At 55.3% G+C, this 16,171-nt stretch carries 13 protein-coding genes and 1 tRNA gene; 6 read left to right on the top strand and 8 right to left on the bottom strand.

The window, feature by feature from the left end; all coding sequences use genetic code 11:
* Positions 1 to 98 precede the first annotated feature (98 nt).
* From infA to LG281_RS08290, 4 genes are all read left to right on the top strand, one after another.
* On the top strand, positions 99 to 317 hold the full coding sequence (gene infA, locus LG281_RS08305; RefSeq protein WP_024708546.1) for a translation initiation factor IF-1: 219 nt from the start codon (positions 99 to 101) through the stop codon (positions 315 to 317).
* Between the two features lie 18 nt (positions 318 to 335).
* On the top strand, positions 336 to 974 hold the full coding sequence (locus tag LG281_RS08300) for a Maf-like protein (protein WP_404406208.1): 639 nt from the start codon (positions 336 to 338) through the stop codon (positions 972 to 974).
* A gap of 3 nt (positions 975 to 977) precedes the next feature.
* Complete coding sequence (yacG, locus tag LG281_RS08295) at positions 978 to 1,190, top strand: DNA gyrase inhibitor YacG (RefSeq protein ID WP_404406206.1); 213 nt, start codon at positions 978 to 980, stop codon at positions 1,188 to 1,190.
* A 157-nt stretch (positions 1,191 to 1,347) separates the two neighbouring features.
* A tRNA-Phe gene (locus tag LG281_RS08290) sits at positions 1,348 to 1,423 on the top strand.
* A 126-nt stretch (positions 1,424 to 1,549) separates the two neighbouring features.
* Here LG281_RS08290 and LG281_RS08285 read toward each other — a convergent pair.
* Entirely contained in the window at positions 1,550 to 2,698 is a 1,149-nt protein-coding gene (locus tag LG281_RS08285; RefSeq protein WP_404406204.1) for a DNA cytosine methyltransferase, read from the bottom strand.
* A 92-nt stretch (positions 2,699 to 2,790) separates the two neighbouring features.
* Between LG281_RS08285 and LG281_RS08280 the strand changes: the two genes are divergently transcribed.
* Positions 2,791 to 4,158, top strand: a complete 1,368-nt coding sequence (locus tag LG281_RS08280) for an Eco57I restriction-modification methylase domain-containing protein (RefSeq protein ID WP_404406202.1) — start codon at positions 2,791 to 2,793, stop codon at positions 4,156 to 4,158.
* Here the strand turns inward: LG281_RS08280 and LG281_RS08275 are convergent.
* The 3 genes from LG281_RS08275 to LG281_RS08265 are packed head-to-tail and all read right to left on the bottom strand — an operon-like array spanning position 4,155 to position 8,340.
* Positions 4,155 to 4,847, bottom strand: a complete 693-nt coding sequence (locus tag LG281_RS08275; protein WP_404406200.1) for a hypothetical protein — start codon at positions 4,845 to 4,847, stop codon at positions 4,155 to 4,157. The genes LG281_RS08280 and LG281_RS08275 overlap by 4 nt on opposite strands.
* Positions 4,848 to 4,855: 8 nt before the next feature.
* On the bottom strand, positions 4,856 to 6,127 hold the full coding sequence (locus tag LG281_RS08270) for a hypothetical protein (protein ID WP_404406198.1): 1,272 nt from the start codon (positions 6,125 to 6,127) through the stop codon (positions 4,856 to 4,858).
* The gene (locus tag LG281_RS08265) at positions 6,124 to 8,340 is read right to left on the bottom strand and encodes an ATP-binding protein (protein WP_404406196.1); all 2,217 of its coding nucleotides are present in this window, start codon (positions 8,338 to 8,340) and stop codon (positions 6,124 to 6,126) included. The genes LG281_RS08270 and LG281_RS08265 overlap by 4 nt, the downstream gene beginning before the upstream one ends.
* Before the next feature lie 56 nt (positions 8,341 to 8,396).
* Here LG281_RS08265 and LG281_RS08260 point away from each other — a divergent pair, with 56 nt between their 5' ends.
* Positions 8,397 to 8,825: a very short patch repair endonuclease gene (locus LG281_RS08260; RefSeq protein ID WP_404406194.1), complete on the top strand. Its 429-nt coding sequence runs from the start codon at positions 8,397 to 8,399 to the stop codon at positions 8,823 to 8,825.
* 65 nt (positions 8,826 to 8,890) lie between these two features.
* Here LG281_RS08260 and LG281_RS08255 read toward each other — a convergent pair whose 3' ends face one another.
* Genes LG281_RS08255 through LG281_RS08240 form a run of 4 tightly spaced genes read right to left on the bottom strand, consistent with a single transcriptional unit; the run spans position 8,891 to position 16,076 of the window.
* A complete protein-coding gene (locus LG281_RS08255) occupies positions 8,891 to 9,970 on the bottom strand; it encodes a hypothetical protein (protein ID WP_404406192.1) in 1,080 nt (359 codons plus the stop codon).
* On the bottom strand, positions 9,967 to 10,710 hold the full coding sequence (locus tag LG281_RS08250) for a hypothetical protein (RefSeq protein WP_404406190.1): 744 nt from the start codon (positions 10,708 to 10,710) through the stop codon (positions 9,967 to 9,969). The genes LG281_RS08255 and LG281_RS08250 overlap by 4 nt, the downstream gene beginning before the upstream one ends.
* On the bottom strand, positions 10,710 to 13,226 hold the full coding sequence (locus LG281_RS08245; protein WP_404406188.1) for an N-6 DNA methylase: 2,517 nt from the start codon (positions 13,224 to 13,226) through the stop codon (positions 10,710 to 10,712). The genes LG281_RS08250 and LG281_RS08245 overlap by 1 nt, the downstream gene beginning before the upstream one ends.
* A 12-nt stretch (positions 13,227 to 13,238) precedes the next feature.
* A complete protein-coding gene (locus LG281_RS08240; protein ID WP_404406671.1) occupies positions 13,239 to 16,076 on the bottom strand; it encodes a DEAD/DEAH box helicase family protein in 2,838 nt (945 codons plus the stop codon).
* Between the last annotated feature and the right edge of the window lie 95 nt (positions 16,077 to 16,171).

The following is a 16,171-nucleotide window of genomic DNA, read 5'->3' as shown; positions in this document are numbered from 1 at the left end:
GGCATCGCGGTATGCGCGGTGCCCGGTGTTTTTTATTGGATCGCGACCGAGGCCAGGCACGACATCTACTGGCCCGTCCGCTATTGTCAGGAGACCCAATGGCAAAGGAAGAAGTGCTCGAATTCCCGGGCGTTGTTGTCGAGTTGCTCCCCAACGCAACTTTTCGCGTCAAGCTTGAGAACGATCACGAAATCATCGCCCATACCGCTGGGCGTATGCGCAAGAACCGCATCCGCGTTCTGGCGGGCGACAAGGTTCTTGTCGAAATGACCCCCTACGACCTCACCAAAGGCCGTATCACGTACCGCTTCAAGTAGCAGGCCCCAGGAGACCTCATGCGGGCAGCCCGTCCCGAACTGATTCTGGCCTCGGCTTCTCCGCGCCGGCTCGCCCTGCTCAACCAGATCGGCATTGAGCCCGATCACCTGATTCCCGCCCATGTGGACGAGACCCCCGAGCGCGGCGAGCTGCCGCGCCGGCTGGCCCAGCGCCTCGCGCACACCAAGGCGGTCGCGGTGCAAAAAAAGGCCAAGCAGGCCGGGCTCGCGAGCGGCGCAATCGTTCTTGCCGCCGATACGGTCGTCGCCGTAGGCCGGCGCATCCTGCCCAAGGCCGAAACCATGGACGAGGCGGCTGATTGCCTCAAGCTGCTCTCGGGGCGGTCGCATAGGGTCTATACGGGCGTTTGCGTGCTCTCGCCCGGCGGGCACGCGCATGAGCGGGTTGTCGATACGCGCATCCGCTTCAAGCGGCTATCCAACAAGGATATCGAAGCCTATCTCGCTTCGGGCGAATGGAACGGGAAAGCTGGCGGGTATGCCATCCAGGGCATCGCCGGGGCGTTCGCGCTCAAGCTCAGCGGGTCCTATTCCGCCGTCGTCGGCCTGCCGCTCTATGAGACGGTATCGTTGCTTGCAGGCGAGGGGTATCCCGTTCAGTTCGGCTGGCTCAATCCGGTCGCCACTGGAGTATAACCCATGCCCGACAACGTTACCCGGCTCAGAAAACCCAAACCTTGCCCCATCTGCGGCAAGCCCTCGGTACAGGCCTACCACCCCTTCTGCTCATCTCGCTGCGCTGATCTCGACCTGGGCCGCTGGCTCAAGGGGAGCTATGCCATCCCTGGCAAACCCCTTGCCGAAGGGCTCGACGAGGAGGAAACGCCGACCTTCGAGGATGATGACGAGTGACAGTCCAGATGGGCATTTGGGGTGCCTTCGTGCTGGTGTTGTGAAAAGTTCACGAACCGGCGAATTTTCTTAATCCTCCCGCTGGACAGGCCCCAACCAACCCCCTATAAACCGCCCGACCAACACACGCCGGTGCATCATGCGCCGTGCTTTGGATGCCCAGGTAGCTCAGTTGGTAGAGCAGCGGATTGAAAATCCGCGTGTCGGTGGTTCGATTCCGCCCCTGGGCACCATTTTTCTTTAATAATATCAATGGTTTAATGTCTACCTGCATTTGCGTTCAGACAGACGAAATCGCGCTGGGTGTCACTTTGGGTAACACCGGAGTGCACTGGGGTGCGATAGATTTATTCAGCGGCTTAAGGGGCAAGTGTTTCCGACGGCGACTCGGTCACCTGTTGAAGAGCGCAGTCTAGCGCTTCAAGGAAGCCTGCAGGGAATGAGAGGCCCCCCTCCCTTGCGCGAGAGAGGAAGCCGCGTAAAGCTCTTGGTGAAAGTGGTTCCCAGGACGGGGACCTGTACGTGGAAATGGATGGTGCAGTCACTGAAATGGGCTTGTCTCCGGCCATCATCCCGAAACGGCCATCGGCATTGCCAAAGCCAGCGTCGGGCCATGTTCGATACTCCGCCATGGGAATAGCCTCAAATTCCAGAACAGCACGCGGCTTGTTAATGTTCTTCGCTACCCACTCGGCGACTGGCACTGAAACTGCGTTACCTATCAGACGCCAACGGGGGTTTCTGTTTCCAACCGCTGACTCGGTCCACCCACGAGGAAAACCCTGCAGCTGCTCGCACGTTTCAATGTCGGGTTTCAGAACTTTCCCATCCGGAAACAGCACTGCAGGTTGAGACGGAATGCCGAGGCCTGATCCCCCCTTAATCGGTGGAACCCCTTCAGCGGCTAGCCCCACTCCGGAGCGTCCCTCGGTCCAATAAAAACCAATAGGCTTGGAAATGTGCGGCGCCTTTGGCTTCTGCGTCGGCTGATCGTCGGCAAACAGCACCTCTCGCGGATCGAGAGTACGACTGGCTACGAGGTACACACGGCGCCGACGTTGCGGTACTCCGAATCCGATCGTATCCAGTACTCTATATGCCCACGCGTAGCCTAGATTTTCGAACTGCGTGAGGAGCCAATCCATGGCCTTGCCGCGATCGAGATGAAGCATGAAGTACACGTTTTCGATGACAATAGTCGGAACATGGGCGTCCTCGATAAGACGAAACAGGTTCGATACGACGCCGGATTTCTTCCCGGCTATGCCACTCTTGTCTCCAGCCATGCTCAAGTTTTGGCAAGGAAAGCCAGCGGTCAAAACCTCCACTTCGGATGGCAGCGCCGCCAGCTCCGCAACGTCTCCCGAAATCTCCACATCGGTAAAGTGGTGTTGCAGCACCGATTGTGCAGCGGAATCGGAATCGGCAAGCAGTACCGTTTCGCAACCTGCCCTTGAGAAGGCCAATTCGATTCCGCCAATCCCGGCAAAAAGCCCCGCTACCTTCATTGAGGTCTCCGACTCGACAACAGTTTCCGTCTTATAGAAGATGTGGTAGCGAGACCCGAAGGTTTTCTCGTGTTACTGTCAGATAGGTGAGTATGCTCGATCCGACGTCGCCACAACCATTTCATGACGACGTTGTAGCGCTGCACGAGCGCTGTGGAGTCTATACGCAGCAGAAGGTTGTGAGTGAGCTACTCGACGCCATAAGCTGGAGCGCGCGAGAGAATCTGTCTGTCAGTCGACTACTTGAGCCGGCTGCAGGTGATGGGGCATTTGTCGTCGAAGCCGCTTCACGTCTGATTAGCTCGTTCAAGAGGAGGGGGTGCCTTCCCAAAGTAAACGAGGTGGAAAATTCTATCGTTGCCTATGAGATCCTTGAGAGTGAGGCGGCGAAAGCACGAGAAAGAATCAGGACCTGCCTCGTCGAACATGGCCTCCGCAAAGAGGACGCGGGCCACTTGGCGAGACGATGGTTGCGCACAGGCGACTTCCTGATCGAGGGCTACGAGGAGCGCGCCTTTAGTCACGTCGCAGGAAATCCACCGTATGCGCGGTGGTCGACTATACCCGAAAGACTGAGATATCTCTATGAACGGGTACTTCCGCGTCGAACAGCACGCGGGGACTTGTTCCTGCCCTTCCTTGACCGTTCCCTCAGCTCCTTACTTCCTGGTGGTCGGCTAGGTATGGTGTGTTCGGACCGGTGGCGGTTTATGGCGTTCGCGGAAGAGTTCCGCGATTATTGGTTACCGGAAATTGAAATTCAGTTGGATGAACCGATCAGCGCGATCGATGCATATGTGCGCGATGTCGACGCTTATCCGACGCTCCTGGTTTTGAGACGACGCGCGACGAAGAGAGTTGACCGGAAACCTGTATCTAGTCAGAAAACTCTCCGCGAGGCGGGCTTCAAGGTCAAGGTTGGCCCCGCGCTGGGTTGTACCCCCGCATTTGTCTTGGATGCGGAGGCGGCACAGCATCTAGAGCCTGAGATTCTTGTGCCCTGGTTGGACGGAACTGAGGTGAAAGAGGGTGCTATTGACTACCGGGGAAGGAAAGTCATTGCCCTTTATGGGGACGACGGAAAGTTGCGCGATCTATCACATTATCCCCTCGCAGGGCGTCACATGGCGCAGTTCCGTCCCACGCTTGAGAACCGAGCGGTTTCAAGAAAAGGTGCTGAGTGGTACCGACCAATCGACAAAGTCTGTGCCACTGATTGGGAGCAGCCGAAACTCCTTGTGCCCGAAATCGCCAAGGTTCCCCGAATAGCCTTCGATACAAGCGGGGCAATTCCGTCACACGGCGTTTACGCAATCTTCGGCGAGAGCGACGATCTGGAATGCTTGTATCGCCAGTTGGCCAAGGGGGGATTGGCCAAGGCTCTGGAAGGCATAGCTCCCAAGGTTAAGGGCGGTTATGTGAGATGCTATAAGCGCTTCCTAGAACAGATCCGAGTCTAGTCGCATACGAATAGCCACTTGACGATGTCTGTAGCCAGCTGCACTGCAACTTTTGGGGCGCTGTTGGAAAAGGAATCGCGCAAAACCGAGTAGGCGAACTTCCCTGTATCGTGAGGGTCGAAGCCATGCACGGATACCAACATCGTGGCAAACAAAGTAGTAGGGTTCGCACGTACTATAGGAAACGCTGGATAGCTATCGGGTAGCCAGCCAGGCAAAGAAGTTTCGAGCTGATTGCCGTCAGCGTCTGCTCCAAACAGCGCGCGACATATTTGAATGTGCGGATAACAGTGTGCTCCTTCTGCGTCTATGGCTTCCATCCGATAGGCGAATGTGCGACCAGCGTACTCACCCTCTTTGGACGAACCGACCCAGAAGAGAATTGAAAAGTCACAAAGAAAACCTCCATCCGTCGGCTGAATTTTTGGCCTAAAGAAGGTGTATCTGTATCCGCGATCATTGTGGTCGGGCATAGGAATAAATCCTACGCTCGTATCCTTCCCCTTTTTCATGTCAGAAAATTTATACTGAATCTTTTTTTCATCTCTCTCAATGTCGAATATGAAATTTTCGATCGGAGTTCTGACATCGGAATCAAGGGATTTATATTTCTTTATTCCTTTTTCTGCGTATATACGAATCATATCGCAGTAATCTGAAATATCTACGTTGTGCCAAGTGTTAGTCATTTGGGTGTTCACAGTGCGAATCGGCTATTCGGGGAATAGTTATATCCATCTATCTTCTGGATGAATCGACGGTCCCATTCACTTTCAAACTCTGCAGCGAATTCGTAGACTTTCTGCCCCCCTTTCGAACGTCGGGGTGCGAATTTGGACGTGTCCTCACAAAAAACGAAGTCGCCCCATTCACCTTTCGATTCGTAAAACAACCGTCGCAATTCAGGATTGTCCTCCAGCGTCGTCCACCAAAATGCAGGCCGCTGCGACCAGAGATCATGCTGAAAGCGCGCTGGGCTTAGAACTCGGTCATAGATGTCTTTGTCAAGCCCAAATGGAGGGGCGTCTGATAGCAAGCAATTGTTCCAACTATCGAGTGATTTCGCTCCCGGCCCTAGAAGAAATGGCATGCGTGCCAAGAGATGCGGTAAATCCACAAGGACGGCTTGGGCGCCGACGATATCGCGACGCATCAATACGTCCCATTCTGCCGCGACAACCCGAGATATTATGTCATCCTCTCCATTTTGCAGAAGTGTTTCTCGTTCGTCATAGAGCGGCAGTGAACGATTTGAGTGGCGAAAGAAATCGCGAAACGTGACCTTTAACGGATCTTTCGAAGCATCAGCTCCAGTTTCAGGACCTACTTCAGGTGAAAGCGCACCTTCCGTATGCCTAGAGAGTCCAGCCGCTGCTCGCGCATCGAACCCTAGTGTGGGTAGGATGGGGTCATCTAGATGCTCTTTAACGTATTCTATCTGTTGCTGCCTTGAGGACGATACCTGCGACAAGCAGGGCCAGTACCACGGTCTAAATTCGTCGGGTGAGCCGTTGTCCTTTCGGTGCCATAGCCAGTCGTTTTGAAGATGCTCGGTTCTAATCGCTACGTCGGCTCGTGTACTGTAGTCACCCATGAGAAAGCGGAGATCAAAGTCTACGTAAGGGTTCTTGTTCAGTGACACGACATAAGGAACGCGCGAAAAGGCCCGCAGATAGCCCGCAATGGACTCCGCCGTCAATCTGGTCTCGAATAGCTCCAAAGCGGAAAGATTGTTGTCAATGATGACGAGGTCGTAGTCGTCAAACGTACAAGTAGCCACTGCAGACGACGCGTTCTCATCTAAACGGGACTTTACGATCCCAAACAATGTTCGCAAGGCGTCTGAAAGCTCTGTGTTATCCCAGGCCGTAACGTGGTGCTCAGCATTTCCGAGTGTGTCTTCGATAAGACCTTGAGTTTTGCCACGCTCAACCTCACGGTCATCACAAAGTAGGATCTTCAAGGTCATGCCCTCCACGAAACCTCTAGACAGGTGGAATATCCTTCCGGAGGGGAAACAAAGCATATGTCCGCCCGGCGCTGGCGAGCTATCATTCGACAAATAGTCAGTCCCAATCCTTGACCTCCAATTGCAATTGATGCGTGGTCCGGATCTAATTCGAGGAGGCGCTCGAATGGTTCAAATAGTTTATCAGCTTGATCCACCGCAACTCCTAGCCCCCTACCGTTGTCGCTGATACGCAGGAATTCTGTTGATCGGCTGCGTTGGCCGCCTTCAATGCAAATAAGAGGATGGGGTGTCTGCAACATGGCGTTCCATGCATTCGTGAGTGCGTTCTGTATCAAAGCGTTCCATTCTGCAGCAGAGCCTATGGGAAAGCGCAAATCGTCAGGAATTGCCTCAATCTCAAATTGCACGCCGGGCATGATAGTCTTCACCGCATTGACTGTTTGCTCCACAACAGGCTTTACCTTGAGCCGGTGAAGTGCCGACTTATCCTCATCCGAAAGTAAGGGTACGAATAGACCCTGGAGATTCTGTAGCCGATCGTGAGCCTCGTTTAGGCTCGCTAGCACGTCTTGCAGTTCCGTTAGTTCGTGCTCCACTGCCAACGCGCTCAGTTGTTGAATTGCACTCTTTAGCAGTCGCCTTTCGCGCGATAGCTCGTGGCTTAAGGCCAAAGCCGCCATTCCGGCCGAAGCGAGAGGTGCAAGAAGAGCCGCCCGGCGGTCTTGCTCTTCTTCTTCAACTTTCGAGGTCTTAAGAGCGTCGGAAACCTCCCTACGCACTTCGCTGAAAACGTTCTGCGGAATTGAGGCCTTGTTTTCTTCCAGGACCTCTAGCACACGGGCTTGCTTGGTTGTCGCCCTTTCCACAGTCCTGACCTGTTCGACACGGCGCGCCTCCCGCAGTCGATACCGGTTTGCATAAAAATCGATGCTGAATCTAACCAAGTCGCGCAATTGACGGTGAGCTTCGTTGTCATGGAGCCGATCACGTCCGGGCTGGAGTTGCAGATACTTTCCAGGCGTTTCGCTCGCACTTTCTGCCACAGAGCGCTCATGGCTCGTACTGATGTCGACCGCACCAAAAAGACGACGTGCATCGGGCAGGTCCAGCATGTATCGCTGGCCAATTCGTAGGCTTGCTGGTAGCAGCAGCGAAATCGACGTCCGCGCAGCTTGGTCCGCCGCGATGTCTAGCCAGTCGTGAGCCATTCCGTAGTAGGGCAGTCGGAATCCGGCGTCGTATATAGCGACATTGCCAAACCTGGTCAGATAGTCCCTCAGCTCGGAAACGAGCACGCCCCCTGCTTGTCGGCCCTCCAGCTTGAATACGAGGATTTCAAAATCGACTCGGTCAAGAAGGGCATCACTGGAATCGCTGATAGGAAGCGAAACCGAATGCTCGAATTTTTCAGCTGGCGCTTTGGCGGGGTAACCTTCCTTGAATTCGACGACAACCGATGCCGGGTGCCCCCTGCGACCATTTCTCAGTTTGCCTCGGATCCGCGCCTTCCAATTGGTGCGCAAGGCATTGATGTGGGCGTCAAATTTCTGCTGTGCGTCCTCGATTTCGGGGGCCACAACTGAGACGTCAAAGTCTTCCGCCGTACGCGTGGTGGGGCTGGCATGTCGCCGCCTGAACGGGGAGCGCAAGGACCAAAGCTCCTCCCCCAGTTCTTGCAGTCTGTCTGCGTCCCATTTGTCCCTGAGCCCCTTGAGGGTGATGATCGTGCCCGATGTCGCACCGTATGGAAATGACGAGCCTTGCTGTTGAGTCTGCCAAGCGATTTCGACTGTGTTGAGGTCTCTTCCGCGCGTTATGGTTGTCCAGTCGACGAGCGCGTGCAGTGTTTGATGCTCGGCTCCTTTGGCTACCGTCCGGAGCTCCATTTCCCGAGCAAGAAACTGAACTGCCAGGCGCCCGACACCCTTTGAGCCTGTTAGGGGGCGGTGCAGTTCTCGAGACACCCCGTCTTCCAGTTTATGGGTGGTTCCGATCCGTGCCCAAAAGCTACGAAATTCATCGAAGGACATACCATGTCCATCGTCGGCAATCTCGATACTGTCGTTTCCAAAGGTGACCGTGCAGCTAAAGGCGTCGGCATCGTACGAATTCTTGATAAGTTCCGCGAGTGCGATGTGCGGCTTTCCTATCAAACGTTCGCCCAACTCCTGCAGTAGAGCGGCGTCAACTGTGAAGTTGATTGTCTGCAAGACGGACTTCCGTTCAAATTTGTTTCCGAGACTCGAATGAACCATATCCGGCAGCAATGAACAAATCCCGAAATCCAGTCGACGTAGATCCCAGCCGGTCCGCACTGATGGCGCGGGTACGGCAAAAAGGTTCCGCTCCGGAAATGGTCGTCCGGCGAATATCGCACGCGCTCGGGTTTCGACATCGACTCCATCGGGCAAGCCTACCGGGAAGTCCCGACCTAGTATTCCCGTCTCGCAAAGCGGTCATCTTCGTGCACGGCTGCTTCTGGCACCGGCACGATGGTTGTCCGAGATCAACAACGCCGAAAACGCGCCGGGAGTACTGGGAAGCGAAGTTCCGAGACAACGTCGCTCGCGACAGGAGAGTCATGATGGAACTACAACGGCAAGGCTGGTCGGCAATGGTGATTTGGGAATGCGAGACTCGCGACCAGAACTTGGTTGCCAAAAAGGTGGATCGGTTTCTCCGGAGTTGTGCTTAAAATCTCGCGTATACGCATAGCATTTGAGCTTCTCGACGACCCTTGCCGGTGCGAATGAGCGGTGCTCATGTGGACGATCCGATCCGGTCAGGTTCCAACTTCTTACTAACAACCCCAAATTCCTGAACCAGGAAATCCACCGTGGCTTGGTCGCGCAGTTTGCAGACAATGTTCTGGTTGGCGAAGGCGCCTTTGAACCACTTGCCTTGGCTGCGGTCGACGGTGTGCTTCCAGTCTATGCCGATCACATATTCGGCGAGCTCGGGATTGTCGGCATCATGTCCCAAATTCTGTCCAATTAGCGGCTGTTCGAGAAGAGGGCCGTCCGGCGTCTGGAAGTCGGCTGCTAGGGTCTTTTCCACCGTGACGACGCCATAGCCAATGTAGCCATTACCCTTGTCGAAGACGAAAACCTCGTCACCAACACTCAGCTGGCCTAAGCGGCCTGAATAGAATTCTCCACCTCCAGCCGCTATGAAGCCATACTTGCGATAGTCTTCCCAAGTCCGACTTTCGTTGAGGCCGGCATTGGCGAAAAAGTAGCCGGACCAAGGCGCGCGAACCTTGCGTTCGGAGCGTTCTTCGACCTCTTCCTGATCGAGCAGGAAATCCGTGGTCAGCCATTCCTGTCCATTGGCCTCAAAGACGTTAAAAAATACGGTGTTGATGGCGACACCGTACTCCTCGGAAAGATATTCGACGATCCGGCGTGAGGCCGGGTCAAGCTCGCTGGCGACGATCAGCATGGAATGCGTGGCGTTGAGCCGATCGGGGATCGCTTCGCCGAACTTTTCGCGGAAGGCAGTCACGAGCCGCTTGTTGAGGAACTTTTCCGCGCGCTCGTATATTTCAGGCGTCGTCAGCGTGCGCACCCAGGACGCATAGTCGAGCACTTGCGCTACGATCTCGCGCGGTGTGCGATCCTTTTTCAGTTCTATGATGATCAGCACGCCCGTGGCGTCCAATGCCAGCAAGTCGATGAACTTGCCGTGGTCGGTTGGCACCTGGCGTCCAATGATCATGGCATCGAGACCCGCAAGCCTCGGATCTGCAGCAAGCCAATCCTCTATCAGACTTTCTTTGGTGAGCGCTCGGCGGGTGGCGGGACGAAGCTGATTTCCGACAATTCCGTAGAGTGAGGTCATGCGGCTTCCTCTGCTTCTTCAGCTGGGTAGAGGGTGACGAGAGCCTCTTGAAGAATGACTATTTCTGGATACAGGTCGTGATCCGAGAACGAGGCCAGATCGAACGTGCGACAAAAGGCCAAGTCGGCGGAGGACATATAGCTGGCATGGACTAAATTTGCCGTTATCTCGTCTTTTGGATCGGTGTACTCACGCTCCTCTATCTCGGCGCTGGTTTCAAGGAAGCGACTGTACAGTTCAGAAATGACCGGCTCCATGTGCTGCTCAATGTTCCGAACTTCCTTCATCATCTCCGCTATCTCAGCATCGATCGCGGCGTGATCATTAAAAAATACGTTGCCGGTCGGGTGCGCGATCTTATTACGACGTCTCACGAATTTGGCAAACTCACCCACTTGTTGGTTCGTGCAACCAATCAACTTCAGGAACCGGAATATTTGACTTTCTTTGAGGCATTCATAGAAGTCGAAAGGAGTCTTGCAGGATACAAGGTTGCTCTCCTGCTTATCAAATCCCACCATTGCCATGGCGAACTGCTCTGGCCGCGCTAGCCTGATCTGCCAAATCGAGAAGCTGACAAAGCTCATGTACAGCAGATGAAAGGCGAGGCTGGCAAATTCGTAACGTCCGGTTTCGTAATTCGTTTGAAAGGCCGACCAGAGGAAATCGAGATAGGCCTGCTCGTTTGCACTCGCGAAGGACTGCGGCAGATACTCTGCAAGTTCCAGTGCCTCCTCCATCAGACACCGTCCTCAGCTCTTGCCTCGCCCCAGACACGAGCGATTGCATCTTGAATCTTTTTCTCGAAGCGGTCGATCAGATCGCGATTGCCATTGACGAGGGCTTGCTCAGCTTCGATTTCGGCAGAAATCGCGTTTTGCACTTCGGGAGGCGGTACTGCTACCGGATGGCGCTTGAGTAATGAGAAGTGGCGTCTGTAGCCATCCTGTGCGAGGGGGTGCGCTTGTAAGTAAAATGCCAGATACTTCGGCAAAAGGCCCTGTCGGGGGCGCAAAATCTTGATGCCGTCAGCCCCTTGGGCAAAAGGTTGATCGACGAACTTCACTGCACAGGTATGGTCACCGAAGATCACCAGACCATCTTGGGGGGAAATGGACGCCTCCACGTTGTTCGTCCATCCCGCAATGTATTCCTGTGATTGGTCGATGATCGGTATTGCTCCGGCCTTATCATATTCTGAGGTCGGTAGCTTCAACGGCGGTGTGACCGTGTCGACAAGATTTTGCAATTCTTCTGTGTTCCACTGAGGATCAACCGAGATGTGGGGGCGGTAGTTGTCGATGACGGCACGGGCACCGTCGATGATGCGCTGATACCCCTCGACCTCGGCCACAATCTCGCGTTGTATCTCAAGCGGCGGAAGGGGTATTTCAAAGTTCTGGAAGAACCCTGAATGAAAGCTTTGAACCGTAACGCCGGGCTTGATGCCCTGTGCCAAGATTTCCTTGCCACGTACCTTGAGGTTCCAGAAAAGGAACTTGCTCAGCAGCTTTTCGCCGTCAGCTATGAGGGCGATCAAATCTTGGTTGAAACACATCTCTCGAGACGCGATTGCAACGGGGAACGTGTGTTGGAGAATGCCGGAGCGGACCACGCAAAGGATTGTTCCGGGTGGAACGAGTGACGCCGCGCTACTCTCGACGGCGGCCCGGGAAACATGGTCTTCAGTGTCACTCAGCAAGTCGACCTTCATGTCTTTCGGTGAGACCCAGGGAATGTCACCTTCCCAGAAATCCGGGTTTGCTTTTGAAGGGGTTCCGCCGCTGAGACGTTTGGTTAGCTGACCAAGCGCAACCATTGGCCAAGCGCGCTGCACGGCTTCTTTTTCTTGATAGCGTTCGGCGCTCAGGTTGTAGTTGCCATCGTCCGCCAACTTTTTCCGCTCGATCGCATTGCCAAAAATGCTTTCTAGATTCTCACCGCCCCCTGATCGCGCGGCCTGCAGCCACTCCGTGAGTTCGGCCTTCACCAGCGCGAGTTGCGACCCCTTTACCGCCTTGCGTTGGGCGCCAAGGGCGAAGCCGTCATTCTCGATCTTGAAGAAAGCAACGTGCTGGCTGGTCTTGGCTACTGGGCGGTCGAGGATCAGGATGGAGGTCTTGACGCCCGAATAGGGGTTGAACACGCCGGCGGGCAGGGAGATGACGGCGGCTAGGTATTTCTCGACCAGCATCTTGCGCAGAGCCGCATAGGCACTCTGGCTCTGAAAAATAATCCCTTCGGGCACGACAATGGCGGCACGCCCATTGGGGTTCAGGTGCTCTGCAATATAGTCGACGAACAGCACTTCGCTGCGCTTGGATTGCACCTGAAACCGCGTGTGCGGCTTGATGCCACCTTTCGGCGACATAAAGGGCGGATTGGCGAAGATGACGTCTGCCGTCTCGGTCCATTTGGCTTCAGACGTCAGCGTGTCGTATTCCTCGATCTTGGGATCGGCAAAGCCGTGCAGATAGAGGTTCACAAGGCTCAGCCGCACCATGTCGGGCGAGATATCATAGCCCTTGATATTGCGCGCCAAACGATCACGATCCTCGCCCGACAGCAGGTCGCCCGGAAAGCGCATCGGGCTTTCGAGCGCCTGTTCAGCGGCGTCTGTCTCCGGTCCGTCGCCATTGCCGTTTACGACATGGGTCGAGTTCTGCTTGAGGATGTGCTTGAAGGCCGAGATGAGAAAGCCGGCCGTGCCGCAGGCCGGATCGAGAACGACTTCATTTTTTTTCGGGTCGATGATCTCGACCATGAAGTCGATGATGTGGCGCGGTGTGCGAAACTGACCTGCATCACCCTGACTGCCGAGCACCGAAAGTAGATATTCGAAAGCGTCGCCCAGCTTCTCGCTGTGGTCGTAAGTGAAATTGTTGATCTCGCGCAGAAAGCTGCGCAGCGTCTCGGGGTCGCGATAGGGCAGATAGGCGTTGCGGAAAATCGAGCGGAAGAGCGCGGGCAGGCGCTCGTTCTCGACCATCTTGGTGAGCGCCTCGGAATAGGTGTTGAGCATATCCTGCCCAGACACGCCGGGCGCAACAAGCTTTGCCCAACGGTAGCGCTCAAACTCATCGGTGAAGAAACGCCGCTGACCGCCCAGTTCCTCGGCTTCGATGTCCATGTCATCCATGAACTTGTAGATCAAAGCGACGGTGATCTGTTCGACCTGACTTTTGGGGTCGGGTACTTTGCCGACGAGAATATCGCGGCAGGTATCAATACGACGCTTCGTGGCAGAGTCGAGCATGGTGGTCTTTCGTTACATAAAGGGGTTCAGGGACACGTAGTCCTTGATGTACTCAGGGATGCGGGTGCGCCAAGGCGCAGGCACTTCCTTTAGGTCGCGGGTGGTGAAGGTGGGGTTGACGTTCAGGTCGGCAAAATGGCCTGCGTCGATCAAAGCGCGGACCTTGGCGTCGCGGATATAGGCTTCGAAGAAATAACGCATCTCGCGGATGCGGTCGGCCTGTTCGGGCTTCTGATCAGCCAGGAACTTCTGGAATTCATCTTCGATAAGCTCGGCCTTGTTTTTGAACTTGGGGATGTGGCCGAACGCCTTTTCGATAAGTTCCCGGATTGAAATGCGGCGATCGACACCGGCAGCCTGACGTAACCTTTCGAGATTGAAATATTCGTCGGGCTTGTCGAACAACTCTTCGATGACGCGGCGTGATACGGCTTCCCAATTCTGTTGCTCAACAAGCTCTGACAGGTGTGGGTCCGAGCGGGCCATCTGCTCGAACTTTTGGAACAGCTCGCGGTCGACGCGCATGCCATCTGGGCCGATCTGCTGCTCGGCCTGGTAGACGACCTGATCGGGCTCCGAGAATTCGAACGTGCTGCGTGTGGTGGTGGTGCCGCCGTCTTCGCCACCGCCGAGCAGAGGCATGGCTGCCGGCTTCGGAAGCTCGATCTCTTCGTCGTATTGGAACCTTTCCTCGAAAAACTCGCAGTTGGCGAAGAAGTCGAAGAGCCGGAACGCGGTTTTTCTCGCCGTGCCGATTTGTGCCTTTTTGGCGGGATCGAACATCTCGTTTGCGAAATCGTGCGTACGCGTGCCGCGGCCCTTCATCTGGACGAAATCGGATGGCGAAAAGATGGGGCGCATAAGCGCCAGGTTCAGGATGTCCGGGCAATCATAACCTGTGGTCATCATACCGACGGTGACGCAAACGCGCGTCTTGCTGGTCCGATAGTCCTGCGTGAACTCGTTCCAGCCGCCGAGATTGTTGTCCCGAAAATTGATTGTCATCTTTTGCGCATCGGCCACGTGGCTGGTGACCTGCATGGCGAAATCGGACTGGTACATGCCGGGCCAAAGCTGGTCGGCCATCTCGTTGAGGATTTGGGTGAGCTTGGCCGCGTGGTTTTGGCTTACGGCAAAGGCTATAGTTTTACCGAACTCGCCTGAGATCGGGTCTCGCAACCCGTGCTCGAGCAGGGTCTGACAAAATGCCCGATTGGTTGCCTCGGCAAAAAAGCGCTTCTCAAAGTCGCGGCCCGCGAACGCTTCCTGCGTCTCGTTGCCGTTTTCATCCAGCGTATCGAGAACGAAGCCTTCGTCAGACAGGAGCTGGGTGGTTACGCCGGTTCGGGCATCGACCACGTAAGGGTTGATCAGGAAACCATCGCGCACACCGTCGATGAGGGAATAGCGGAACGTGGGCTCACCTGTCTCGCAGCCGAAGGTCCGATAGGTATCGAGCATCATCCGGCGCTCGGTTTCGCGCGGGTCACGAGCCGACTTACGATCCTTGGATTGTTTCAGATAATCTTTGGGCGTAGCGGTGAGCCCGAGCTTGTAGCCGATAAAATACTCGAAAACGGCACGCGCATTGCCGCCGATGGAGCGATGGGCTTCATCGGAGATGACCAGGTCGAAATCCGTGGGCGCGAAGAGGCGCCGGTACTTGTCGTTGAAGAGCAGTGACTGGACAGTGGTGACAACGATGTCAGCCTTTCGCCAGTCATCGCGTTGCTCCTTGTAGATGACTGACGTGAAGTCGTTCTTTAGAAGATCCTTGAATGCTGTCTGGGCCTGTACCTCGAGTTCAAGCCGATCGACTAGGAACAATACCCGCTTGGCGTTGCGGGTTTTCAGGAAGAGCTTGATGACGGCGGCCGATGTCAGCGTCTTGCCAGTTCCTGTGGCCATCTCAAAAAGGAACCGGGTAGCGCCTCTCTTCACGGCTTCCTGAACCCGTACGATCGCGCGGCGCTGGTAGTCCCGTAAAAACCGCAACCCAACCTTCCTGATGAAGGCTGGACGCTCGGCCTCGTTCTTCCACGCTGCTTCGTTGGCATATCCGGCCATCTGTGTCAGCGCGATGAAATCCAGCCCTACTGGCTCAGCCGCCAGTCTGTTGGCGTCCGGTTCGAACGCATAGTGGTTCTTGATCTCGCCCGGCCCGGGGAATTCGGAGATGACCGAAGGATTTCCCTGCTCTAGGTCCCAAAGATAATGGATGTTTCCGTTGCTCAAGATCACGAAGCGGGCGTTCTGCGAGCGTGCGTATTTACGCGCCTGCTCCTTGGCAGAAAGTGGGTTTTTGTCCTCAGACTTCGCCTCCAAAACGATCAGGGGCTTGCCATCCTGGTCGAGCAGAAGGAAATCGATAAAGCCCTTAGCCGTTTTCTCGAAGTTTTGTCCGAGCGCTTCGATATCCGTCTGCTTGATCTTGATGTTCGGCTCGAGGACGATATTAGCGGGGCCATTCTCGTCGTCGAAGAAGCGCCAACCTGCCTCATCAAGCAGGCGGTTGATCTTAATGCGCGCCGTTGCTTCCTTGCTCGCCAATAAACTTGCCCCCGTCACTCGCCAATTGCCGAGTCGATAATCCATTGTTACACGGCGGTTGAAATCGTTCCAAGGCCCTGACTTGCTAAGACGGCGTTTCGACCAAAAAAAGCGGCTCCTGAGAGCCGCCCTTTCCGAAGTGTTTGACGAGATGTCAGTGGGTGAGAGCTGCCCACGCCTCCTTCTCGGCAGGCGATCCTTTCGCCCACTGCCAGGGTGTGCGGGGCTTGTGCATCTTTGCCAGCTCGGGGTTCTTCTTTGCGTCGCGGGCGGCAGCGCGCAGACGTTCGCGAGCTTCACGAGGGTCAACCTTCAACTCCGCGCAGAGCTGCTTGAGCGTGACGATTTCAGGGGTCTTGTCGGTCATTGATCGTCTCCTTTGGTTTCAAGACGAT

The sequence above is a fragment of the Pelagibacterium halotolerans genome, assembly GCF_044811015.1.
GTDB lineage: Bacteria > Pseudomonadota > Alphaproteobacteria > Rhizobiales > Devosiaceae > Pelagibacterium > Pelagibacterium halotolerans_A.
The sequence above is the reverse complement of the archived record's forward strand: the minus strand, read 5'-3'. Positions and strand labels throughout refer to the sequence as shown.